Origin of the sequence: Fictibacillus phosphorivorans, assembly GCF_023715845.1 — a bacterium.
GTDB lineage: Bacteria > Bacillota > Bacilli > Bacillales > Fictibacillaceae > Fictibacillus > Fictibacillus phosphorivorans_D.
The window spans coordinates 39,247-60,671 of record NZ_JAMBOR010000010.1; the positions used below are offsets into that span (position 1 = coordinate 39,247).

The window sequence follows — 21,425 nt, forward strand, 5'->3', positions numbered from 1 at the left end:
CGCTACAAATCTGTCATAAATTTCACAAGGCAAATGGAAAGGTTTACATAAACTATATATAAGAAGTAAATTTATTCCTGGAGGTTTTTAAGTGGATAAAAAACCGTCTTATGAAAAGGAACTGCAGAAGCGAGAAATTTTAATGAAGGACGAACAGACCCATGCATGGTACTATGAAGACCATATTACCGCTATTGTGAACCGTGCTCGCAAAGAAGGAGCTTTTGATGATCTTGAAGGGATGGGCAAACCCCTCAATATTGATGAAGATCTTGTCTATAATCCGGAGAAAAGGCTCCACAAAATCATGAAAGATAATCATATTTTGCCCAATTGGGTGAAACTTGGAAAAGAGATAGACGTATTAAAAGAAGAGTTAAAGTCATATACAGTAGAATATAACATCAAAAAAACAGTAGAGTCGATTAACCAAAAAGTGTTTCAGCATAACTTAACCTGTCCGCCGACTGCACAGCGGATGAAAGTGAATCTGGAGGACGTTTTGAAGAAGTAATTGGAGGATGTATGTCTAAAATAAGCACCTTAAATGCTGAACATTATCAGTGGGGAAATAATTGTGACGGGTGGCAACTCGTTAAACAGGATGACCTTAGCATCATTCACGAAAAAATGCCGCCCGTGACAGCAGAGGTAAGACATTATCATGTGTTTTCCCGTCAGTTTTTCTTTATTCTAAATGGAGAAATCGTTATTGAAAAAGACGGGGAAGAATGTGTGCTAAGCGCTCATCAAGGAATTGAAATCCCTGCAGGCACACCTCATCAAGTTCGAAATGACAGCGAATTTCCTGCTGAGTTCCTCGTCACATCACAGCCACCCGCACACGGTGATCGTGTTGTCGTCAAAAAAGTAAAAAGCATCAGCCATGTGACCCTTTAGCGATCTTGCTTAAGGGTTTTTTTCTTGTAAACCTTTGTTATGCAGTTTGGTTGCGAAGGGAAAGCTACTTAAAAAAGGATCATGCTAAAATACAGTAAAACCATTTTTTTGAATATATTCCCAAAATAGAAATGGCGTTACGGCTATTTTTATGTGTTACTCTTTGTTTTGCGATAGCCATTATGATCATGGGTTATTATAAGAGAAAAAGATGATGATGAGGATTACATAAAAATGAGCGTGTAGTAGAAAATATAGAAAAAAGGAGGGCGTACTTTGGAGAAAAGACCTTATTATGTGAATGTAGAGAGTGGAGAAATTTTACCGATCAAGACCGCATCTTCCTTTCAATTTGAGATCTCAGCTTCAGAAGAGGATGTAAGGAAACTTGAGAAAAAGTTTCAAGAAATAGACAGCGCAGCAACAGATACTTTCAATCGTTCACATGTACCTTATCTTCCTTATTCTAATGATTCGGATAACGACCGGTATGATCAAAAATTAAAGGAAGCTTATCAAATCATCCATGATCTCGGTCAAGATGAAACAAGAAAATTTATTGAGACGATGAGCTTCTGGAATCCGGAAAAACCGCAAGACCTTGAAAAAAGGCCGACAGACGAATAGTCTATTGGCCTTTTCTTTATTAATATACGAAGAATGCGATATAGATAATGATCGTAATGATTACTGCAAATCCGAGCAATGCTAAAAAAATAGGATTAAGAGTTGCTGGATGTCTTGAAACGGCAGGATTCACTTCATCTTCGTTATAGACTCTTTGTTTTCTTGCAACTTTCATTGTCATCCATAATCCAGCGGCAACCACTATGACAGCCAGTGAGATAAAGAATAGTGAAAACAAAATATTCACTCCTTAAAGCATAATTGTCCACATAGTGTTTGTGAAATTAACGGATTTCATGCATGACAGCAGAGCGTGAATGAACAGATTCAAGACGATTCAGTTCATTCCTGACAAGTGTCATGATTTTATCCTGATCGTTCTTATCAAAGATATCGTATTGGTCACTTTCGATCATCAATACAGGTGTTTTATCGTAAGCTTTGATCCACTCTTTATATTTCGTGTGCAGCGTCTTATAGTAAGTGAAAAGTTCTGGGTGCTCTTCAACTTGCTCATAAGAACGGCCTCTTTGTTTAATCCGGTTTAGAACGGTATCCAGATCACTGTCCAAATAAATGAGAAGGTCTTGACGAGATTTAGGTGTTTTGTCGATCTCATTCATCATGGTTTCAAGAAGGTCCTTGTACGTATCAAATTCGAGCTGTGTCATGTTGCCAGAGTCAAAATTGAGTTCAGCGAAAATCAGATCTTCATACAAACTGCGGTCCAATACGTTGTCTGGACTCGTTCTAGCTTGGCGGATCGTTTTAAAACGTGTATTTAAAAAATAAATCTGAAGCGGAAAAGCCCATCGCTTCGGGTTTTTGTAATAATCGGGTAAAATAGGGTTATCAACGACGCTTTCGTAAAAAATTTCACTGTTTAATTGTTCGCTTAAAAATTCAGCATACGTTGATTTGCCTGTTCCGATCATACCTGCCATTAAAATCACAGTATATCCTCCTAAATTGAAGTGCTAAAGCGGGTAGCGCTAAAGCGAGGGTGGTTCATATGTATGTAAATCAATATATGGTATGTATGGCTTATAAGCCCTTCTAAATATATCATGTATTCCAAAAGGTGAATAGAGGGTGTTTGTCGGAATATGGATAATCCCGGTAAAGGAAGATTAAAAAAAGGAACGAGGGGGATATAACATGACGATACAGGTTAAAGTTTATACAGATTTCGTTTGTCCCTATTGTTTTTTAGCGGAAGCTCCGCTATTAGCAGCAACGAAAGATAAAGATGTCACGATCGAATGGATGCCGTTTGAATTGCGTCCTTATCCTGAAGAAACGCTAAAACCTGAAGAAGATTATCTTCAGCGTGCATGGCAGGAATCTGTACGTCCACTCGCACAGAAAATGGGCGTAGAAATCATTCTGCCAGATGTATCACCCCAGCCTCACACACACTTGGCACATGAGGGTCTATTATATTCAAAAAAGCATAATAAAGAAAAAGAGTATACACATCGTGTTTTTGCTAGTTTCTTTCAAGAAGGGAAAGACATCGGTCAAATCAACGTACTTCGTGAGATAGCGGAAGAGATTGGACTAGATGGAGAATCGTTTGAAAAAGCACTCGTTGCTCGTGAATTTAGCGAAGCAAGGGAAGAATGCTTGCGGCAAGCATTTGAAGAGATGCAGATAACAGCTGTTCCGACAATGTTTGTCGGAGAAAGAGTATTAAAAGGGCTGCATCCTCAGCCAAATATTGAACGTGCTCTTCGAGGAGCAATCCGTGATGAGAAGATGGAATTTTGTGAAGGCGATGAATGTGAATAAAACGAACAACTGAAAAAAGAGCGCTTAGTAGGAATTCCTCTAAGCGCTCTTTTTCATTCTTAACAATGAAAAAAGGGGGTTGTTGATAGGGATGTTTATAATATAGCAATTCCCATAAATTTTATGGGGAATATGTGATTTTTTTGATAAACGTTATCACTTTGTGACAAAGTCGCGTTGACGGACTAAAGAAGCACAAAAAGTTTACTTTTACATTTAATTGGATGATCTTAAAAGTAGTAGATTTCAGCTCTATATTCCTTTTCATTGGAGTCTAATTTGCTAGGAATTAGGTCTAATTTAAGATTATTAAGTCTAATTTTATGATTATTAGATCAATAGGTGAATTTCGCCAAACATCGCAACTATACATGAAATCCCCTCTCATAAAATAAAAAAGAAAAAAGCCCATTTAAGGGGAGGGCTTTTTTCCGGGAAAGGGGGGTACACCTATATCAGACGAAACAAATTACAGAAAGTTTCAGAAAATGTAAAATTCTTTTCTATCAATTTATATAATAGTGATAAAGTCATAAAACAGATTAGAAGAGAGAAGGAATGGGGATGAAGGGATTCTTTGCAAAGTGGCATCCGGCGGTTCTTGTAATTATTACGGGGACACTTTTTACACGTGCTGCTTTTTTTATGACGATGCCCTTTTTAGCGATCTATTTGTATAGTGAAAAAGGAATCGATCCTGCTTTGGTTGGTTTGATCATCGGAATCAGTGCACTAACTGGAACGTTTGGAGGATTTTTTGGGGGCTATCTTTCCGACCGCATAGGAAGACTTCCGGTTATGACAGCAGCTATTTTAACGTGGAGTATGGTTTTTGCAGGGTTTGCCCTAGCTGAGCAAGTATGGCATTTCTTTTTATTAAATATGCTGAATGGTCTTTGCAGATCATGGTTCGAGCCTATTTCTCGAGCGCTGCTCGCCGATGTGACAACGAAAGAAAACCGCTTGAGAGTTTTTAATGCGCGCTATTTTGCGATCAATGTCGGGGCCGCGATAGGTCCTGTTGCAGGGACCTACTTAGGAACGAGTTCTTCAACAAGTGCATTTTATATCACTGCTTCTGCATATCTTGTATATGGGCTGTTGATCATTTTTACGTTGAAGGGATATTCAGCAGAACTTAAAGCAGGTGATGCTCGGAAATTTTCTATTAAATCTGCACTAACGGTTCTATCAAGAGATCGGATCTTAGCATTTTTCTTAATAGGTAACACGATTGTGATGATGGCACAGTCACAAATGGATACAACACTTGCGCAATATATAGGGAATGCCCCGCAATTTGAAAATGGCGTTAAGCTGTTCGCGTATCTAGTGGTTACAAATGCTGTGACCGTTCTGCTGCTGCAGTTTCCGGTTACAAACTTTGTAAGGCGATTTCAGCCGATGAATGCCCTGCGATTTGGAAGTATTGCGTTCAGTCTCGCTCTATTGGGATTCGGGTTATCGACAAATTGGATCTTCCTCGTAATCAGTATGGTGTTTTTAACGATAGGTGAAATCATTGTTTTCGTAATGAGTGATGTACTATTAGACGATCTCGCGCCAGATCATATGAGAGGTACATATTTTGGAGCGATGTCTTTTCGCTCGATCGGCTTTAGTGCGGGACCATGGATTGGGGGACTCCTATTAGGTGCTTTCGGTTTTGAACATGGATTCTACGTATTTGGGAGTCTCACACTGATTTCATTATTGTCTTTGCCATTTTTTCAATACGGGGAATCTATTCGTAAGAAATTAGCGGATGAACATTCTGTTTCAACATAAGAGAGGAGCAAACAACATGATTACTGGTATTGAACATACGGGGATTATGGTAACAAACATGGAAAAGTCCCTTTCGTTCTATACGGAAACATTAGGATTAAAACTGCTCGACAGATTCGATCATACAAGCGTTCCAGTAGAACTTGCCTTTTTAGGATTAGAAAGTAAAGTGCTCGTAGAACTGATCGCTGGTTATACAGGAGAGGTAACAAATGAAGGGAAGGTTCATCATCTCGCTTTTTCTGTTACAAACATTGAAGAAAAGTTTGAAATTCTAAAGAAAAAAGGCATTCAGTTAAAAGATAAAGAGATTACTGAACTGCCAAACGGAAAATATTTTTTCTTTTACGGACCTGATGAAGAGTTGCTTGAATTCTTTGAAGGAAAATAAAAATAATTGGAGGCTGCAGAGAATTTCTCTGCAGCCTCTTTTTAAATGCCTGGAAGTGTTTCCTTTAAATATTGATTCGAACAATATTCCACTCCGTATTTGTATCGATGTTCTCTTATATTTCTAGCTTTTTCAGGGTCGATGGGAATCCGTTTAATTTCTGGATAAGCATCCATGATTTTCTTAGCTATCTTGTCACCAGGTTCATCAGGATCGGTTAAAACATACACTTCGTTACAGATTATCAATGCCTCTTCAATAGCTCTTCTTTCTTTATGTCGAAATGAGATGCCGTTTAAAATCACAAAATGTGCCAGCGGGTCTACACTTTGCACTCTCAGTTGATCACTTTTTCCTTCAACAATGTATCCGGTCATAGCGCCTCCTGTAAAACTTGGATTCACTATGATTTTATGGATTGCATATTGATAATAGTACAACTTCTAGAAAATTACACATAAAAAAAGGGGCTTATATATTTTGAACAGGCTTTATCTTATTACGAAATTTCTTGGTTATTCAATCTGTTTATTATTACTGATCTATGGTTTATTTTTATTGACCAATCAACTGTTAGGATTAGCGCTAGGTGTGACCTTGGTTCTTTCCAGTATTAAATATTATTTGATCAAGAAGTCCACGAAATCGAAAGCCGAAAGAATCGGTTTACTATGTCTCGTTACGACTGTAATTTTATCCTCAGCTATATTTTCTTCTTTCAATTTTTACCTTCATCATACGTTAACTCCAGATTTACCTGCACGAGCTAAAAATCAAATCTATACGAAAACCGTATTTTACGACAACCAATTCTTTTTTAAGAGAATTGACTTCCTTAAAACACTCTCCGTAAAATCATCAAAAGAGGCGGTTGTGTACTTTAGCCCCGAGGACGAGCATTTCGCTGCTGCCGCCATTAACCATATCCGGAAAGTTATCAATGAAAATGAAAAGCTGATAGATGCCCACCAACCCGTACCCGTAACGGTTATACTCTATCGAGACCCAGAGAATTTTCAAAAACAACTTCCCGTTCATTCCTATGAAAATTTACATGGTATGTATGTTCCAACAGAAGAAACGGTGCACCTTCTACTTACTGAAACAATGGAAGAGGACGATTTACCCTTTTTAGAACTAATCGCTCATGAATACACACATCATTGGATCGTGAGTTATCTCGGGCAAAGAGGGCTTGTAAACGGCCATTTGCCGCGGTGGTTTGAGGAAGGGATAGCTGAATATGCGGGATTAAGAAGCATAGACAAAACGCCTGAATTTTTCCCGCTTCATTTCATTCCTTTCAAAAGGATAGAGAGCGTGAGTGATTGGGCAAATGAAAACCGCAGAATTTCTCCCCATCTTCCATACCGGCAAAGCTATTATGCGATCGATCAATTAGTTAGAGACGGAAACCAGTCAAAAATAAAGAAATTACTGATGGAGAACCATCAAAATTTTTATCATACGTTTGAAACTGTACTGGATGAATCGATGATAGAGTTTGAGTTGAGGTTCTTAATCGATGAGATGAAAGAACATCGGGAGAACACTAACTGGTAGAGGATAGAAATACCGAATAAAAAAGACCCATCGAATCTGGGCCCGTTTATTATCTGCTTTTAAGTTTTCGTTTTATAACCGGAAGCAATCTCTTTTTACCCTGTTTAATTAAATAAGCAATAACCATTCCTTTTATCCCTTTGCTAATGCGTCCCATGATATCAGCCTCCTTAAAAACAATGATGTTTCCTGTAATATACCCTAAATCATAGAACAGCAATCCTATTTAATAAGAAAGTGCGAGATACTTGTCTATACGAATAGGTTTCTAAGTGAATAAACTAAACCGAGCACAACAATCTATACAGGAGATGAATATTTTGAGGCATAGATCTTTTTATGATCCGGGTCAACAATATCCCCCAGGCTTCAATCCAGGAGGACAGGGATTTACAGGGGGGCCAGGCGGTAAAGGACCGGGTGGTAAAGGACCAGGGGGAAAAGGACCAGGCGGTAAAGGCGGCCCTCCAGGCGGTGGCGGAGGCGGATTAGCACCAACATCACCTCCTCCAAGCTTCACACCTTCACAATCACAAGCTTACAGTCTGCAAGGCGGTGGCGGAGTAGGCGGTCAAGCTGGCGCATATGCCGTTGCACCCATTACACTTCGTTATTGCCTGTTCCGATACTCTTACATCTGGCCGACATGGGGTCCTGGATTCTGGGCATGGCTGATATTCGTAGGCAGAGGAACAGCAGCAGGATTTCGTTGGAACGGACGCCGCTGGGTTTACTTCGCCATGGATACACGCCAGATTCTGGCCATTTATTGCTATTAAAAAAGCCGCCATTGGCGGTTTTTTTATTTTTACAGCGGTAAGAACCGTATAACCGGTTTTTTCTAATATCTCATGTACAACAGTTTCGATTTCCGTTTCCCCCTTTTCAGGCGTTCGCCAGGGAGGTCTAAGCGATTTTTATAAGGTCCTCCGTTCTTTTCCACCGTAAGCAAATGACCTTTATCATCTATGCAGATACCATAGATCCCTTTATGTGTATGCATGGTTTCCTCCTTCAAAATACCTCCTCTTGTATTCATAAAAACCGCGCTGTGTTTAGCAGTTCACTTAATTCGACGTTAACAATGATGCCAGTAGATTCATTATAGCTCAATGGAGATACTTCTGAAGATGGTGAGGCTATTTAAATGGTGTTAATTAAAATTTTGCCCAAGTATAGTGAAAGTAGAAAAAATGGGTTAACAATACTCCTCTTACGCCCGATAATAAGATAGATATGTGATTAGAAAGAGATCCCCAGATACACCCTAAACATGACACTGCTAATCGTTTGTGTACTCGCTTATGTGCTTGCGAGGCATAGTAATACATTCCCCATAACATGTAGCTACAAGCTTGTTTGTTTGTAAAGTTGAGGCAAATGATGGATTCAAAATTATACAGCTCCGTTTTAAAATGGTTACGTACACTCTATATATCGACTGAATTATTTTTCTATGAAAAACAATTTCCAATATGTAACAATTTTCTCAAACGTTCGTCTAATTAAATGAGGTGATGAGTAATGACAACAAAGATATGGTTGAAGAGCTTTTTATTGGCGCTTGCGTTTTTACTATCAGCGTGCAGCGGAGATATAAAGGATAACAAGAAAAAGGAAGAGATTAATCAATCTGCTAAACAAGATCAAAAAAATTCAGATCAAAAGAAAGAAGCAATAGCAGAACCTGCTGCATCTATTGAAGAAGAAGTTATTTACATCGGCCAAATTGATAATCATTCGATTGAAGTAGAAACAGCGGGTGAACCACTTGTTCTCCGATTAACTGATGAAGTAAGGGATACGGTCGCGGAATTAGAAGAAAGATCGAAAGTTTCGATCGTCTATAAGAAAAACGAAGATGATCAATGGATTCTTGAGAAGATCACAGCTGCAGAATCAGGTGAAGATCAGCCAGCTGCCTCACAAACTCTTAAATATACAGTAGATGGAAAAAAGGTTGAGAAAGAAGCGGCTCTGACGAAGAGTGAACAAGATTACTATTTTTATAAAATAGATGAATTTGAGTTTACAGCTGAAGAACCTCGTAAAGATGTTATATTTGCTACCGAGTTCGCGGAAACATTCGTTAGAATTGAGCCTCTTTCTGAAGATGCATCAATCGAAGATCTTAAAGAATGGGCGCATGATGAACTTGAAGCGGTTGGAGAGGTGAAAGAACTGAACGGTGTTGAAACGGCTGGCCCAGCTTTTGATTCAACTGAACTTTTCATCACCGCTTCAAAAGATTCTTTTAAGAAATATATTGTTATTCAAAAGCTTAAGAGCGGAGATCACGTGAAATACACGGTTAATCTTCCTGAACATAAAAAATCAGCAGAATGGGAGCAAGCGATCTGGGCTATGCTTTCAACATTAAAAAAATAAAATAGGATAATAGAAAGCGTTCTGATTAGAGCGCTTTTTTTATTTATTAGGGATAAATAAAGGTTTTTTTATAACAACAAAGAATTTAATGTATATAAAAGTTAAGAAAATTAAAGAATGGGGAGGGGAAACGTTTGAAAATAGACCTAGACGAACTCTTAGCAGATAACCGAAGTGCCCATTTGCTCTATGCCTTTAACAGTATGACTAATTACATAAAAAAAGTAGTCCAATACATTATCGATGGGGTTGCAAACCAACAAACGATTATATTGATAGAAAATGAAAGGTATTTGCCCTTAGTAATGAAAGAATTAAAGGTGCATCTGAATGATACTGAGATGACCGATATCCATATCATAAATAATTTTGACTTTTATTTTTCAACTGGATGTTATCACCCCCCAGCCATTCTTGGTCATATTGAAAAAATGTACATGTCCTTACTCGAACAGAATAAGTCTATCCGCACTTGGACTCATGTAGAATGGAGTACGATTGAGGGACCTCTCAAAATAGTGGAAGAACTTGAAAAGGTGGTTGATCAACTTTCGGCAGATATGGGATTAACCATCATGTGTGCCTATGATGAAGAAAGAATGCCTGAATCACTTAAATTGGCACTTTATCGAACACACAAATTTATATTAAGTGATGATGGAGTTGATTACTCGAAGTTCTATAAAATGGAAAATGCCGTTGAGATTTAGAATCATAAAAGTAGCATGTGGCATATAGTATTTACAAAGGGTAAAAAAGTTTCCTTAAGGAAAGATAGGTGACAGCCATGTGGTACAAAGAAAGTTCTTTGTTTAAACTGCAGCAGTATACATTGATCCTTCACAAACTCGGTATATTCTCACAAGAAGAGAAGGTAGATATACTCGGAAAGATTGAAAGTTACAAATCTAAAATTGGTTATAAAGAGTAGAGGTCCTGACCCCAAGGAGCCTCTTCTTTTTATTTGGATTTTTTTGAATTGGAGACTTCTAATCGTGTAATGCAGGGGTTGCTCACCACTAGCCGGGAAATCAACCACTATGAAATAAAAAAAGAAAAAACCGGCACCAATGTGTGCCGGTCTCGTATATAAGTTAAAACTTATTTTTTAGTTACGTTAGCTGCTTGAGGTCCGCGAGCTCCGTCAACGATTTCGAATTCTACTTCTTGACCTTCGTCAAGAGATTTGAATCCTTCAGATTGGATGGCTGAAAAGTGTACGAATACATCGTCTCCACCTTCAACTTCAATGAAACCAAAACCTTTTTCTGCGTTAAACCATTTTACTTTACCTGTTTGCATGTGAATGCCTCCTAGAACGTTTGCACCTGTGTGCCGTAATTACCAAACAACTTTCAAACTCTTGTTAAGATGTAATCCAGTACTGAATGGTTGTCACAAATATATCACAAAGTAGTTTGCCCCGCAAGGAACTATTCTGAAAAATAGGAATAAAGAGACACGCTATTCTTGTAGTCAGGTGAGCATCATCACTAAATCGTATCTAAAAAACCATCTTCTACTCTTGTGAGGAAGATGGTTTTATATCATGTGAAGGACGTGTTGCTACGATACCCGTTGCCTTAACAATCTGGTTCAGTATATTCACTCGTGATTGGTCATCAAAGTTTTGTGCTTTTACGTATGCATAGCCATCTTCGTTTGATATGTATCGGGGAGGTAAGTTGTTGAGAGTAATGGCAAATACATCTGCTTTACAAATCTCACATTTGCATGGCAGTTGAAGCTGTCCCCAATAATTACTTAGTGCTTCATCTACTAATATTTCCATAGCATTTTTTACATTCATGGGTTGGTTACCCCTTTATTTATTTACAATCTATATAAATAGCATAGCTTATTCTTACTACAAGTGTAAACTTTTTAATAATCTAACATGACATTATAACTAGATAATATTGAAAGTTATCTTAAATTCATTACTATATTACTAAATAGACAATAATATATGATTTTTCTGAAAATAAACTTGAAATCATATATGATTTGGGATTAACATAGAAATATGAAAACTCTACATAAACCCAACAAACAGCAATATGCTTATCAAGTCATTCGTTCCCGCATCTTAGATGGAAGATATCCACCTGGTCACAAGCTTGTTATTGATCAGTTGGCAAGAGAGCTTCAAACGAGTGCTATCCCTGTGCGTGAAGCCATCAGGCAGTTGGAAGCTGATTCCCTAATCTCGTTCAAACCATATTCAGGAGCGATCGTAACACCTTTTGATGAAGAAGCATATCTTGAGACGTTATCTGTACTTGCCGTACTAGAAGGTTTTGCAACAGCAGAATCATCTAAATCCTTTCCTCACGAAAAACTCGACGAACTAAGAGCCTACACCACGTTAATGGAAGAAGCACTTGATTCACTGGATTTTTCTCTTTTCTCCAACTACAACAAAGAATTTCACAAACTAACCTACAAATATTGTTCAAACCAATTTTTAAAAGAACAGATTCATTCAACTTGGGAGAGACTTTGTACTGTCCGAAAAAGTGGTATGACCATGAAACCTTCCAGAATGAAACGGTCCATAGCAGAACATTATCAGCTTATTGAAATGATTCAAAATCGAGAAGATCCTGTGAAGATTGAGTCTTTTACCCGCAATCATAAGTTGAACACGCTAAAAGCATTTCTTGAGGACAAATCCATTCAGTCAAAAACTATCAATTATTGATTAAGGAGGAACAAAATGAATATCGAAGAAGTTAAAAAAACACTGCGCGGTTCCATTGCACCCATTATCACTCCTTTTAACAAGGATGAGTCATTGGATCTTGAATCACTAAAAAGTTTAATAGATTGGCACATTCAATCAGGGAGTCATGGGATCTCCGTAACCGGAACGACAGGAGAGCCTTCCTCATTAACGCTGAAAGAACGTGAGCAAGTGATGGAAACAGCGATTAAGGCTGTTAATAAACGAGTACCGATCGTTCCTGGAACTGGATCTACCAATCATCAGGAATCGCTTCACCTTACTAAACTCGCACAGGAAATGGGAGCAGATGGTGCAATGGTGATCGTCCCATACTACAACAAGCCTTCACAGCATGCTCTATACAAACACTTTAAGACGATCGCAGACAGTGTAGATATTCCGCTTATCATCTATAACATCCCTGGAAGAACTGCCGTTAACTTGGAGGTGAAAACACTTGCCCGGCTTAATGAAGATTGTCCGAACATCATTGGTGTCAAAGAATCCAATAAAGACTTCGAACATGTAAACCGTGTGCTATTAAATTGCGGACGTGACTTTTTACTGTATTCAGGTATTGAATTGCTTTGCTATCCGATGCTGGCAATCGGGGGAGCAGGATACATATCTGCGACAGCAAACGTCCTGCCGTCTAAAGTAGCTGAAGTATATAACGCCTGGGAATCAGGTAATGTTGAGGAAGCCATGAAGCTTCATTATGATCTGATGCCATTAAATGATATTCTGTTTAAAGATACGAACCCAGCACCTTTGAAAGCTGCCCTTGGAATGATGGGTAGAATTAATCCAACCTTGAGAATGCCGATGGACTTGCCGTCAGATTCATTGCAGAAGGAAATCAGATCTGTTCTGGCTGACTATGGTTTAGTAGAAAAAATAGGGAGTGAAGCATAAATGAAACATGCAAGAGTGATCTATGAAGGAAGAGAACAAAAGGGAACGATTATTGATGATATGATTACTTTTTCTTCAGGAAAAACCGCGAATATCAAGGATATCGATACTTGGCTTCCTCCTTTTCAGCCAAATAAGATGATTGGTCTCGCATTAAACTATGCTGATCACGCCGATGAACTGGGTCTGGAAAAGCCTGCTGAACCTGTCCTTTTTATAAAACCCAATTCATCCCTCGTCGGACATAAAGGGCAAGTATTCTATCCTGACGGTGCGACGTACATGCATTATGAGAACGAACTTGCCGTTGTGATCGGAAAGGAAGGAAGAAATATTAAAGCTGAAAATGCGATGGAATTTGTAAGCGGTTACACGATTGCGAATGACGTAACGGTACGTGACTTCGTTAACAATTGGTACCGTCCGCCAGTACGTGCGAAGGGGCACGATACATTCGGTCCGATGGGGCCATTTTATGTGGATGCCGCGGATATTCCGGATGTAACAAACCTTGAACTCCGCACATTTGTGAATGGTGAACTGAGACAGCAGGGGAACACAAAAGACCTGATGTATTCCATCCCAGAGATCATTGAGTTCGTGTCTTCATTCATGACACTTGAGCCGAACGATGTGATCTGGACGGGAACACCAAAAGGGATCTCACACGTACATCCAGGTGATGTTGTAAGACTTGAGATCGATTATCTTGGTGCATTGGAAAACACGATTGTTGATGGCCGTACCGATAAGGTGCCAACAGGAGGGAAGGACAATGAAGCCAGAGGTTAATGAAACGATACAACATTATATAAACGGACAGTTCGTATCCGGTCATACCGGTGAATTCTTCGTAAACTTGAATCCTTTTACGAATGAAAAAATTAATACTGTCAGTGAAGGAACAAAGGAAGATATCAATCTCGCAGCAAAAGCGGCAAAAGAAGCGTTTAAGGAAGGGCCATGGGGCAAGATGAAGCAAGAAAAACGACTTCAGTACATCTATAAAATCGCTGAACTTATTGATCGCGACATCGAAGAGATCGATTTACTGGAATCTTATGATACAGGTCTACCGATCGCCCAAACAAGAAAGATGGTCGGGCGTGCGGCAGATAATTTCAGATTTTATGCGGAGATGGTGAAGAACCGCCTGTCTGGAGAAGCCTATCATGTGGATGAAGAGTTCATGAACTACACCATCCAGAAGCCGGTTGGCGTTGCAGGGCTCATTACACCATGGAATGCTCCTTTTATGCTTGAAACGTGGAAAATCGCACCTGCTTTAGCGACTGGAAATACAGTTATTCTAAAACCAGCCGAATGGTCTCCGCTGACAGCAAATAAACTAGCAGAGTTGGTTGATGAAGCAGGGTTGCCGAAAGGGGTCTTCAACGTTGTTCACGGCTTTGGTGAAAAAGCGGGAGCCTCACTCGTAGCACATCCTGATGTTCAGCTGATCTCATTTACAGGCGAGACGAAAACCGGATCAGAAATTATGAAGAACGGAGCCGATTCATTAAAACGGTTCTCGATGGAACTGGGCGGCAAATCTCCTATTATCGTTTTTGACGATTGCGACAAGGACCGTGCCATGGATGCTTGTGTGTGGGGAATCTTCTCCTTCAATGGTGAAAGATGTACCGCTAACTCACGTTTGTTCGTACAGGAATCTATTAAAGATGAATTCATAGCCAAACTAAAAGAAAGAGTAGATAACATCATTGTAGGTGATCCATCGGACCCGGATACAGAAGTTGGACCGCTCATTCATCATGAACACTATGAAAATGTGAAACGCTATCTAAAGATTGCAGAAGATGAAGGGGCAGAGCTCTACAGTCAGCAGCTCTCTGAATCTCATAAAAAAGGAAACTTTGTAGCTCCTACTCTTTTATTAAATGTGAAGAATGATATGACGGTGGCGCAAGAAGAAATATTTGGACCGGTGCTCTCTGTCATGACCTTTAAAGATGAAGCGGAAGTAATCGAATACGCAAATGACATTAAATATGGTCTAGCGGGCTATGTCTGGACGAACGATATGAAAAAAGGACTTCGTGTCGCAAACGCTGTTGAAGCAGGCATGCTGTGGGTGAATTCGCAGAACGTACGTGATCTTCGCATTCCGTTCGGAGGATCAAAAAACTCTGGGATCGGACGTGAAGGCGGACACTATGCGTTTGAATTCTACACAGAAACGAAAGTGGTGCATGTGGCACTCGCTGATCATCATATTCAGCAGTTCGGAAAGAAAAAACAAACGCTTCAGACCGAAGCTAAACACTAGGGAGGAATTTCTTTGCCTGCACGTACGGGGGAACAATATATCCAAGGAATCACGAAAGCAAAAAACAATGTTTGGATTCATGGTAAAAAAGTGGATGACGTACCATCTCATCCCGCATTCAGAAATATTGTGAGATCTATTGCCAACCTGTATGACCTCCAGCATGAAAAAGCAGACAAGATGCTATACACTTCTGAGACCACAGGAGATCAGGTAGGACTTTCATTTATCGCTCCAAAAACGGTTGAAGATCTGATCCGCCGCCGCGAGATGATTTCCGAATGGGCAAGGTATACAGGGGGAATGATGGGCCGCACACCGGATTATCTGAATACAAGTGTGATGGCGTTTGGTACATCTGGAAACTTCTTTGCTCAAGATGATCCGATGTTCGCTGAGAATGCGAAGAAATACTATGAATATTGCAGGGAGAATGACATTAGCTTAACGCATACGCTCATTCATCCGCAAACCAATCGTTCAAAAAAGCAGTCCGAGCAAAAGGACCCTTATTTGTCTGCTCGGATCGTTGAAAAGAACAAAGACGGAATCGTTGTAAAAGGCGCAAGACTGCTTGCAACGCTCGGCGGAGTAACAGATGAGATCGTTGTTTTCCCATCAACGTTGAACAAGGCGTCTTCAGAAGACGATCCTTATGCAATGGCATTTGCGATCCCGAACAATACAGATGGCCTGAAGTTTTTATGCCGAGAATCTTTTGACCAAGGCAGAAGTCAGTGGGATCATCCGCTTAGTTCACGGTTTGAAGAAAGTGATGCGATCGTTGTGTTCGATAATGTACTGGTCCCTTGGGAGCGTGTGTTTGTCAGCGGAAACTCTGACATCTGCAATAGGACTTATGTAGAGACGAACGCGATTGTTCATATGGCTCACCAGGTTATAGCAAAGAATACGGTGAAAACAGAATTTGTCCTTGGTGTAATTTTAAATATGATGGAAGCCATTGGAATCGATGTGTTCCCACATGTAAAAGAAAAAGCATCAGAAGTAATGCTGATTCTAGAGACGATGCGTTCCCACCTTTATCGGGCGGAACATAATGCGTCGATCGATAAGTACGGCAACATGACGCCTGACTTTGCTCCCTTAAACGCAGCTCGCAACTGGTATCCAAAAATATATCAGCGCATAGTGGAGATCGTGAAGATTCTTGGTGCCTCCGGCTTGATGGGGATTCCGACTGAAGCAGATTTTAATGCGGAAGATATCGGCGAACTCGTTCACCGCTATACGCAAGGCGCAAATATTGACGGTTATGAGCGTACACAGTTATTCCGATTAGCTTGGGATATTTCAATCAGCACATTTGGAGGCCGCCAAGCACTATATGAATATTATTTCTTTGGTGATCCAGCACGTATGTCAAATATTTATTATGATCAGTTCAACAAAGAGCCGTATAAAGATATGGTGAAAGATTTCTTGAACCGTGTGAAATCCTCAGATCATAATTATACGAGTGTATAAGGGGGTGCAGATGTTGGACTTTAACATTATTCGAATCGCGCGAGTGGTCATGAACGTGACTGACCTGAACGCTTCACGTGATTTTTATGTAAATGCTCTCGGTTTCATTGAAACAGCTTCCTCTTCCGATTGGATGGCTTTAAGGGGGTTAGAAGAACATTGCCACCATAGCCTCCTTTTGAAAAAAGCTGATAAGCCCGGTGTGCATGCCGTCAGTTATAAAGTTTGGGAAGATGCACATCTCGATGCATTAGCGTCCTTTTTTAAAGGAAAAGGGTCAAAGGTACTGTGGAAAGAAGCCGATCAGTCAGTGGGCATCGGCAGAACCCTTTGTGTGGAAGATCCATCAGGCATACCTCTAGAGTTTTTTGTAGAGATGGAAGGGGTAGAACGCTGCATTCAAAAGTATGATCTGTACAAGGGAGCAAGGGTTCAGCGGATCGATCACATCAACTGTATGGTTCCTGATGTTGAAGCAGCTGTTTCCTTCTATACAAAAGAACTTGGTTTCAGAGTTTCAGAGTATACCGCTACAGAAGATGATAGAACTTGGGCTGCGTGGCTTCATAGAAAACCAACGGTCCATGATGTAGCATTCATGAACGGGGAAGGCCCACGTCTGCATCATGTGGGATTCTGGCTTTCAGATCCGATGAGTCTCATCCATTGCTGTGATGTGATGGCAAGTATGGGATATGCAGATCATATCGAGCGCGGACCAGGACGACATGGATTATCTAACGCATTCTTCCTATACATTCGGGACCCGGATGGAAACCGCATCGAACTTTACAATGGAGATTACTTAACAAGTGATCCAGACTTTAAGCCGGTGAAATGGGATATCAATGACCCACGTAGACAGACGTTTTGGGGACATAAAGCACCAGACAGCTGGTTTAATGAGGCGACTTCGTTTTTAGATGTGGAAACCGGAAAGCCAGTTAAACAAAAGAGCCCAACATTGGCACAGCGTAAGCCTGACTTTGTAACGTGATCAAAGATGGAAGCTGACTAGAGGATCATTGATTCTAAAGTCAGCTTTTTTGTCGTTTGTAGAATGCGCTGCAGAAGGATCATTACATTTCCTTTTAGGAACGATTTCATCGATAATAGACTAAGATGATAAATCTTCCAGTTTAACAGATAAAAAAAGGGACTGATTTTATGATTACATTGATTAAAGGCGGTGAGGTATATGCACCTCATCATCTTGGAAAAAAGGACATCTTAATAGCCGCTGGGAAAATTGCGAAAATCTCTGATCATATTGAATGGCCAGTATCTGATATTGATATCCATATGATCGACGCGACTGGAAAAATCGTTGCACCCGGTTTTATTGATGCTCACGTTCATATAACAGGAGGCGGAGGAGAAGGGGGATATAAGACAAGAACACCGGAGATTTATTTATCCGACATCACGCTTGCAGGTGTTACAACTGTTGTTGGAGTAATTGGTACGGATGGAACGGCGCGCACGATGACCAACCTGATCGGAAAAGCGAAAGCACTTAAAGAAGAAGGCATCTCCTGCTTTGTACATACGGGCTCTTATCAAGTACCTGTTAAAACACTGACTGGAAGCATCGAAACAGACATCATGATGATTGATGAAGTAATCGGTGTGGGAGAGATTGCGATTAGTGACCATCGATCTTCTCAGCCTAATGCGCACGAACTTGCCAGACTCGCTTCACAAGCTCGTGTGGCGGGAATGCTGTCAGGGAAAGCGGGAGTAGTCAACATCCATCTCGGGGACTCAAAGCGCATGCTCTCATTGATTGAGGAAGTAATCGAAACAACTGATCTTCCTATTTCTCAGTTTTACCCGACGCATATCAACCGAAATTCATATGTGTTTGAAGCCGGGATCGAATATGCGAAAAAGGGCGGCTATGTAGATTTTACGACCAGTACAACGAAACAGTTTATAGAAGAAGGCGAAGTGAAGTGCAGCACCGGCTTAAAAAGGATGCTTGAAGCGGGAGTACCGATCGAACGTATTACCTTCACGTCTGATGCACAGGGAAGTCTTCCTGCTTTTAATGAACATGGAGAATTTACGGGGCTTCGTATCGGTAAAGTGAACTCGCTGTATAAAGAAATAAGAGATGCTGTCGTTCATGAGGGGATACCTCTTCAAACCGCTTTGCAGACGATTACTAGCAATCCTGCAAAAATTCTAAAGCTTAAAGAAAAAGGAATCCTTGCTGAAGGGCTTCATGCTGATCTTGTTCTGCTGAATAAAGATAACTTGAACATCGATACAGTCATAGCCCTCGGGCAAGTGATGGTTCAGAGCGGTCGTGCAGTAATAAAGGGGACTTTTGAGTAAATGGAGGTTTTTTTAGCTTTCTGTACACATGTTCTGCGTGAGAAAAATATGGTAAAATAGACACCATACATAAAAAAAATTAAGGTGGCGATCATATGGCTAAACAGGAAACACCAACAAAGTTAAGTCCTGAATTGTTTGAACACCTGCAAGGCGAGCAGCTCGTATTACTTGGTACAGTTGACGCAAAAACAAATTCACCATCTGTAAATGCAATTTCTTGGGTAAAGAGTTTGTCAGAAGAAAAAATCCGTTTTACCGTTACAAACAATTCCCGAATCGTTACGAACATTCAAGCGAACCCGAGTGTTGTGCTGACAGTTGTCGGACTGGAAACCGTGTATTCGATCAACGGGAAAGCGAATATCATTGAAAACGCTATGGCAGATGTCCCTCTTAAGCTTGCGAAGATCGAAGTAGACATTGAACATGTTTTTGAGAGCATGTTCTGGGGTGCTAAGATTGTCCAAGAGCCTGTCTATGAAAAAACGTATAACGAAAAGAAAGCAAAAGAGCTGGATGAGAAGGTATATGAAGCTCTTATGAAGTAATCTATAAAGAGAATAAATCATCATCAGAAACCGTCTTATAACATGTTAAGGCGGTTTTTATCATACCGAAAAGAGGGTGAGAGCTATGATTGTTGCCTTTCGTATGCTGCTTTTATCAGGATTGTTATCGGTCCTAACCGGTATTTTCTTTGTAACGGATCTATTAAAAACGAAGTCCGTTTCAGGTATGGGCTTATGGGGCTACTTTCTTTTGTTTTGGGGGATTGCCACTGTCTTGATTTCGTTCAAACGGCTACCTTATTTTTGGCTGATGAAGGTTTTAGCGGGAGCAGGAATTCTGCTTCACGGACCACTTTTTTTATATTGGGTCCTATTCCCAGACGGCCTTGGACAGGAACTAGGAAAAGGGAACTCTTTTTATGGCCTAGCTTCAGGGCTTTCAGTTGTTTGTTGCATCCTCATAATCGGTAAAAAGGGGAATAGAAAAATAAGCTCCCATTCGATTTCTAAATAGAGTGTTTTTTAAAATTTTGCTGAACTGAAAACTGGTTACAGAAGCCGGGACCTACTACGATAAAAGTTTAGGGATACTACCGTAATGGGTTCCGCTTTCGGGAGCGTTTTGTATAAACGACATTGAAACTGACCTATGGATTTTCATAGGTTAGTTTCTTGTTCAACGGGGATATTGAAGAACGCGCTGTTTGAATCAGGAAAGTTTTCTTATAATGATAGACTAATTGAATGGTGTAGAGTATAAAGGAGGAATAATCAGGCGGCGATTCAAAAAGGGGATAAAATGATTGAAAGAAAGATACGGTATGACTCCAAAGTTATAGAATATAGTTGTAGACTATTAAAGGCACAAGATCAAACCTTCGTGCTATTTCATAGAATATTAAATTCCTTTACTATGTAGCAAATCAGACGCCATTAACCATTCCCGAAGGCAGTTATACAATCGCATATTACTGGGGAGACCGTCCATATAATGTATACATCTGGAGAGATCGTGAAGGGAAATATTTAGGTTCCTATTTTAATATCGTAAAAAATACATATTTTACTGATAAGTTGGTGTGCTTTGAAGATTTGATCATTGATATTATGGTGCTGCCTAATGGTGAATTCTTTATATTAGACGAAGATGAGTTGCCTGAGCCTATAGAGCAGTTTGAGAACGGTACTGTTAAACATGCCCTAGGTTTATTAATGGATTCCATTGAAACTATTCTACCTCAGGCCATTTCTGAGTCTGATCATAAATTTAAACATATTGAACTTCTTTATTGGTTGAATAAACCATGAGCTGAAGAGCTTCCAGGAACATCTGACATGATGATGGAATCGAAGGAAACGTTAATGGTAAATCAGGGCCTGTATTTAGGTTTTCATTTAATTTTTTCAGTAATGGATATAAATGTTAGGTTGTTAAATAGGCATTTTTATTATTATTAAATTTAGGAGTTCGATATAAATTGATGAAGCTGTTTTTTCTTTTATCTGCTATATCAGTGTTAGTAATCAGCTAAAATCACAAAGGGTGGTTAGGGTTATTACTAACATTTATATTTTTTATTATTTTTTAGTAAACACAGATTAACTTAAAATAATTAAAAAGACTCTTAAACATTTATAAGAAAGTATTTAAATGAAAAAGAAGCATTGTTGGACCTTAAATATAAGTGGTTAGATCAATCGCAA

Annotated in this window: 25 protein-coding genes and 1 pseudogene; 21 read left to right on the forward strand and 5 right to left on the reverse strand. The window is 39.7% G+C overall.

The genetic code is table 11. The annotated features are described in order from the left end of the window. Positions 1 to 91 precede the first annotated feature (91 nt). From M3206_RS09355 to M3206_RS09365, 3 genes are all read left to right on the forward strand, one after another. Positions 92 to 514 carry a DUF1992 domain-containing protein gene (locus M3206_RS09355; protein WP_425590720.1) on the forward strand — a complete coding sequence of 141 codons (423 nt, stop codon included), beginning with the start codon at positions 92 to 94 and terminating at the stop codon, positions 512 to 514. A gap of 11 nt (positions 515 to 525) precedes the next feature. After that, positions 526 to 900 carry a cupin domain-containing protein gene (locus M3206_RS09360; RefSeq protein WP_251312257.1) on the forward strand — a complete coding sequence of 125 codons (375 nt, stop codon included), beginning with the start codon at positions 526 to 528 and terminating at the stop codon, positions 898 to 900. A 276-nt stretch (positions 901 to 1,176) separates the two neighbouring features. Further along, positions 1,177 to 1,527 (forward strand): hydrolase, encoded by a 351-nt coding sequence (locus M3206_RS09365; protein WP_251312258.1) that lies wholly within the window; start codon positions 1,177 to 1,179, stop codon positions 1,525 to 1,527. Between the two features lie 19 nt (positions 1,528 to 1,546). Here M3206_RS09365 and M3206_RS09370 read toward each other — a convergent pair whose 3' ends face one another. Next, positions 1,547 to 1,765, reverse strand: a complete 219-nt coding sequence (locus M3206_RS09370) for a hypothetical protein (protein ID WP_251312259.1) — start codon at positions 1,763 to 1,765, stop codon at positions 1,547 to 1,549. Positions 1,766 to 1,811: 46 nt separating this feature from the next. Further along, positions 1,812 to 2,471 carry a deoxynucleoside kinase gene (locus M3206_RS09375; RefSeq protein ID WP_251312336.1) on the reverse strand — a complete coding sequence of 220 codons (660 nt, stop codon included), beginning with the start codon at positions 2,469 to 2,471 and terminating at the stop codon, positions 1,812 to 1,814. A gap of 214 nt (positions 2,472 to 2,685) precedes the next feature. On the opposite strand from M3206_RS09375, the gene M3206_RS09380 reads away from it, so the two are divergent. From M3206_RS09380 to M3206_RS09390, 3 genes are all read left to right on the forward strand, one after another. Then, positions 2,686 to 3,318 carry a DsbA family oxidoreductase gene (locus M3206_RS09380; protein WP_251312260.1) on the forward strand — a complete coding sequence of 211 codons (633 nt, stop codon included), beginning with the start codon at positions 2,686 to 2,688 and terminating at the stop codon, positions 3,316 to 3,318. A 564-nt stretch (positions 3,319 to 3,882) separates the two neighbouring features. Further along, the gene (locus M3206_RS09385) at positions 3,883 to 5,106 is read left to right on the forward strand and encodes an MDR family MFS transporter (RefSeq protein WP_251312261.1); all 1,224 of its coding nucleotides are present in this window, start codon (positions 3,883 to 3,885) and stop codon (positions 5,104 to 5,106) included. Positions 5,107 to 5,122: 16 nt separating this feature from the next. After that, complete coding sequence (locus M3206_RS09390) at positions 5,123 to 5,497, forward strand: VOC family protein (protein ID WP_251312262.1); 375 nt, start codon at positions 5,123 to 5,125, stop codon at positions 5,495 to 5,497. 41 nt (positions 5,498 to 5,538) lie between these two features. Here the strand turns inward: M3206_RS09390 and M3206_RS09395 are convergent, their stop codons facing one another. Continuing rightward, complete coding sequence (locus M3206_RS09395) at positions 5,539 to 5,874, reverse strand: toprim domain-containing protein (RefSeq protein ID WP_251312263.1); 336 nt, start codon at positions 5,872 to 5,874, stop codon at positions 5,539 to 5,541. A gap of 103 nt (positions 5,875 to 5,977) precedes the next feature. On the opposite strand from M3206_RS09395, the gene M3206_RS09400 reads away from it, so the two are divergent. From M3206_RS09400 to M3206_RS09420, 5 genes are all read left to right on the forward strand, one after another. Next, positions 5,978 to 7,060: a collagenase gene (locus M3206_RS09400; protein WP_251312264.1), complete on the forward strand. Its 1,083-nt coding sequence runs from the start codon at positions 5,978 to 5,980 to the stop codon at positions 7,058 to 7,060. Positions 7,061 to 7,380: 320 nt separating this feature from the next. Further along, the gene (locus M3206_RS09405) at positions 7,381 to 7,839 is read left to right on the forward strand and encodes a collagen-like protein (RefSeq protein ID WP_251312265.1); all 459 of its coding nucleotides are present in this window, start codon (positions 7,381 to 7,383) and stop codon (positions 7,837 to 7,839) included. 745 nt (positions 7,840 to 8,584) lie between these two features. Beyond that, positions 8,585 to 9,448 carry a hypothetical protein gene (locus M3206_RS09410; protein ID WP_251312266.1) on the forward strand — a complete coding sequence of 288 codons (864 nt, stop codon included), beginning with the start codon at positions 8,585 to 8,587 and terminating at the stop codon, positions 9,446 to 9,448. 134 nt (positions 9,449 to 9,582) lie between these two features. Further along, positions 9,583 to 10,158: an MEDS domain-containing protein gene (locus tag M3206_RS09415; RefSeq protein WP_251312267.1), complete on the forward strand. Its 576-nt coding sequence runs from the start codon at positions 9,583 to 9,585 to the stop codon at positions 10,156 to 10,158. Positions 10,159 to 10,235: 77 nt separating this feature from the next. Then, entirely contained in the window at positions 10,236 to 10,379 is a 144-nt protein-coding gene (locus M3206_RS09420; RefSeq protein ID WP_251312268.1) for a hypothetical protein, read from the forward strand. Positions 10,380 to 10,549: 170 nt separating this feature from the next. Here M3206_RS09420 and cspD read toward each other — a convergent pair whose 3' ends face one another. Both cspD and M3206_RS09430 read right to left on the reverse strand, forming a co-directional pair. Continuing rightward, positions 10,550 to 10,750: a cold-shock protein CspD gene (cspD, locus tag M3206_RS09425; protein ID WP_066237152.1), complete on the reverse strand. Its 201-nt coding sequence runs from the start codon at positions 10,748 to 10,750 to the stop codon at positions 10,550 to 10,552. 217 nt (positions 10,751 to 10,967) lie between these two features. After that, positions 10,968 to 11,258 (reverse strand): late competence development ComFB family protein, encoded by a 291-nt coding sequence (locus tag M3206_RS09430; RefSeq protein WP_251312269.1) that lies wholly within the window; start codon positions 11,256 to 11,258, stop codon positions 10,968 to 10,970. Between the two features lie 216 nt (positions 11,259 to 11,474). Between M3206_RS09430 and M3206_RS09435 the strand changes: the two genes are divergently transcribed. From M3206_RS09435 to M3206_RS09480, 10 genes and pseudogenes are all read left to right on the forward strand, one after another. After that, positions 11,475 to 12,152 (forward strand): GntR family transcriptional regulator, encoded by a 678-nt coding sequence (locus M3206_RS09435; RefSeq protein ID WP_251312270.1) that lies wholly within the window; start codon positions 11,475 to 11,477, stop codon positions 12,150 to 12,152. A gap of 15 nt (positions 12,153 to 12,167) precedes the next feature. Further along, positions 12,168 to 13,091, forward strand: a complete 924-nt coding sequence (gene hpaI, locus M3206_RS09440; protein WP_251312271.1) for a 2,4-dihydroxyhept-2-ene-1,7-dioic acid aldolase — start codon at positions 12,168 to 12,170, stop codon at positions 13,089 to 13,091. Continuing rightward, on the forward strand, positions 13,092 to 13,883 hold the full coding sequence (locus tag M3206_RS09445) for a fumarylacetoacetate hydrolase family protein (protein WP_251312272.1): 792 nt from the start codon (positions 13,092 to 13,094) through the stop codon (positions 13,881 to 13,883). Continuing rightward, a complete protein-coding gene (hpaE, locus tag M3206_RS09450; RefSeq protein ID WP_251312273.1) occupies positions 13,867 to 15,381 on the forward strand; it encodes a 5-carboxymethyl-2-hydroxymuconate semialdehyde dehydrogenase in 1,515 nt (504 codons plus the stop codon). Before M3206_RS09445 ends, hpaE begins: the two co-directional genes overlap by 17 nt. Positions 15,382 to 15,393: 12 nt before the next feature. Then, entirely contained in the window at positions 15,394 to 16,869 is a 1,476-nt protein-coding gene (hpaB, locus tag M3206_RS09455) for a 4-hydroxyphenylacetate 3-monooxygenase, oxygenase component (RefSeq protein ID WP_251312274.1), read from the forward strand. A gap of 13 nt (positions 16,870 to 16,882) precedes the next feature. Beyond that, a complete protein-coding gene (hpaD, locus tag M3206_RS09460) occupies positions 16,883 to 17,866 on the forward strand; it encodes a 3,4-dihydroxyphenylacetate 2,3-dioxygenase (RefSeq protein ID WP_251312275.1) in 984 nt (327 codons plus the stop codon). Between the two features lie 170 nt (positions 17,867 to 18,036). Further along, positions 18,037 to 19,209 carry a beta-aspartyl-peptidase gene (iadA, locus tag M3206_RS09465; protein WP_251312276.1) on the forward strand — a complete coding sequence of 391 codons (1,173 nt, stop codon included), beginning with the start codon at positions 18,037 to 18,039 and terminating at the stop codon, positions 19,207 to 19,209. Between the two features lie 95 nt (positions 19,210 to 19,304). Further along, positions 19,305 to 19,760, forward strand: a complete 456-nt coding sequence (locus M3206_RS09470) for a pyridoxamine 5'-phosphate oxidase family protein (RefSeq protein ID WP_251312277.1) — start codon at positions 19,305 to 19,307, stop codon at positions 19,758 to 19,760. Positions 19,761 to 19,845: 85 nt separating this feature from the next. Continuing rightward, positions 19,846 to 20,235 (forward strand): hypothetical protein, encoded by a 390-nt coding sequence (locus M3206_RS09475; RefSeq protein WP_251312278.1) that lies wholly within the window; start codon positions 19,846 to 19,848, stop codon positions 20,233 to 20,235. A gap of 285 nt (positions 20,236 to 20,520) precedes the next feature. Next, positions 20,521 to 21,029, forward strand: a pseudogene (locus M3206_RS09480) (DUF402 domain-containing protein). The last annotated feature ends 396 nt before the right edge of the window (positions 21,030 to 21,425 follow it).

Coding starts and splice junctions, on each gene's coding strand:
- M3206_RS09430 (WP_251312269.1), bottom strand. CDS start 11,258: ATGAATGTAAAAAATGCTATGGAAATATTAGTAGATGAAGCACTAAGT.
- M3206_RS09395 (WP_251312263.1), bottom strand. CDS start 5,874: ATGACCGGATACATTGTTGAAGGAAAAAGTGATCAACTGAGAGTGCAA.
- M3206_RS09360 (WP_251312257.1), top strand. CDS start 526: ATGTCTAAAATAAGCACCTTAAATGCTGAACATTATCAGTGGGGAAAT.
- M3206_RS09435 (WP_251312270.1), top strand. CDS start 11,475: ATGAAAACTCTACATAAACCCAACAAACAGCAATATGCTTATCAAGTC.
- iadA (WP_251312276.1), top strand. CDS start 18,037: ATGATTACATTGATTAAAGGCGGTGAGGTATATGCACCTCATCATCTT.
- M3206_RS09375 (WP_251312336.1), bottom strand. CDS start 2,471: ATGGCAGGTATGATCGGAACAGGCAAATCAACGTATGCTGAATTTTTA.
- hpaE (WP_251312273.1), top strand. CDS start 13,867: ATGAAGCCAGAGGTTAATGAAACGATACAACATTATATAAACGGACAG.
- hpaI (WP_251312271.1), top strand. CDS start 12,168: ATGAATATCGAAGAAGTTAAAAAAACACTGCGCGGTTCCATTGCACCC.
- M3206_RS09475 (WP_251312278.1), top strand. CDS start 19,846: ATGATTGTTGCCTTTCGTATGCTGCTTTTATCAGGATTGTTATCGGTC.
- M3206_RS09420 (WP_251312268.1), top strand. CDS start 10,236: ATGTGGTACAAAGAAAGTTCTTTGTTTAAACTGCAGCAGTATACATTG.
- cspD (WP_066237152.1), bottom strand. CDS start 10,750: ATGCAAACAGGTAAAGTAAAATGGTTTAACGCAGAAAAAGGTTTTGGT.
- M3206_RS09380 (WP_251312260.1), top strand. CDS start 2,686: ATGACGATACAGGTTAAAGTTTATACAGATTTCGTTTGTCCCTATTGT.
- M3206_RS09410 (WP_251312266.1), top strand. CDS start 8,585: ATGACAACAAAGATATGGTTGAAGAGCTTTTTATTGGCGCTTGCGTTT.
- M3206_RS09445 (WP_251312272.1), top strand. CDS start 13,092: ATGAAACATGCAAGAGTGATCTATGAAGGAAGAGAACAAAAGGGAACG.
- M3206_RS09470 (WP_251312277.1), top strand. CDS start 19,305: ATGGCTAAACAGGAAACACCAACAAAGTTAAGTCCTGAATTGTTTGAA.
- M3206_RS09390 (WP_251312262.1), top strand. CDS start 5,123: ATGATTACTGGTATTGAACATACGGGGATTATGGTAACAAACATGGAA.
- M3206_RS09385 (WP_251312261.1), top strand. CDS start 3,883: ATGAAGGGATTCTTTGCAAAGTGGCATCCGGCGGTTCTTGTAATTATT.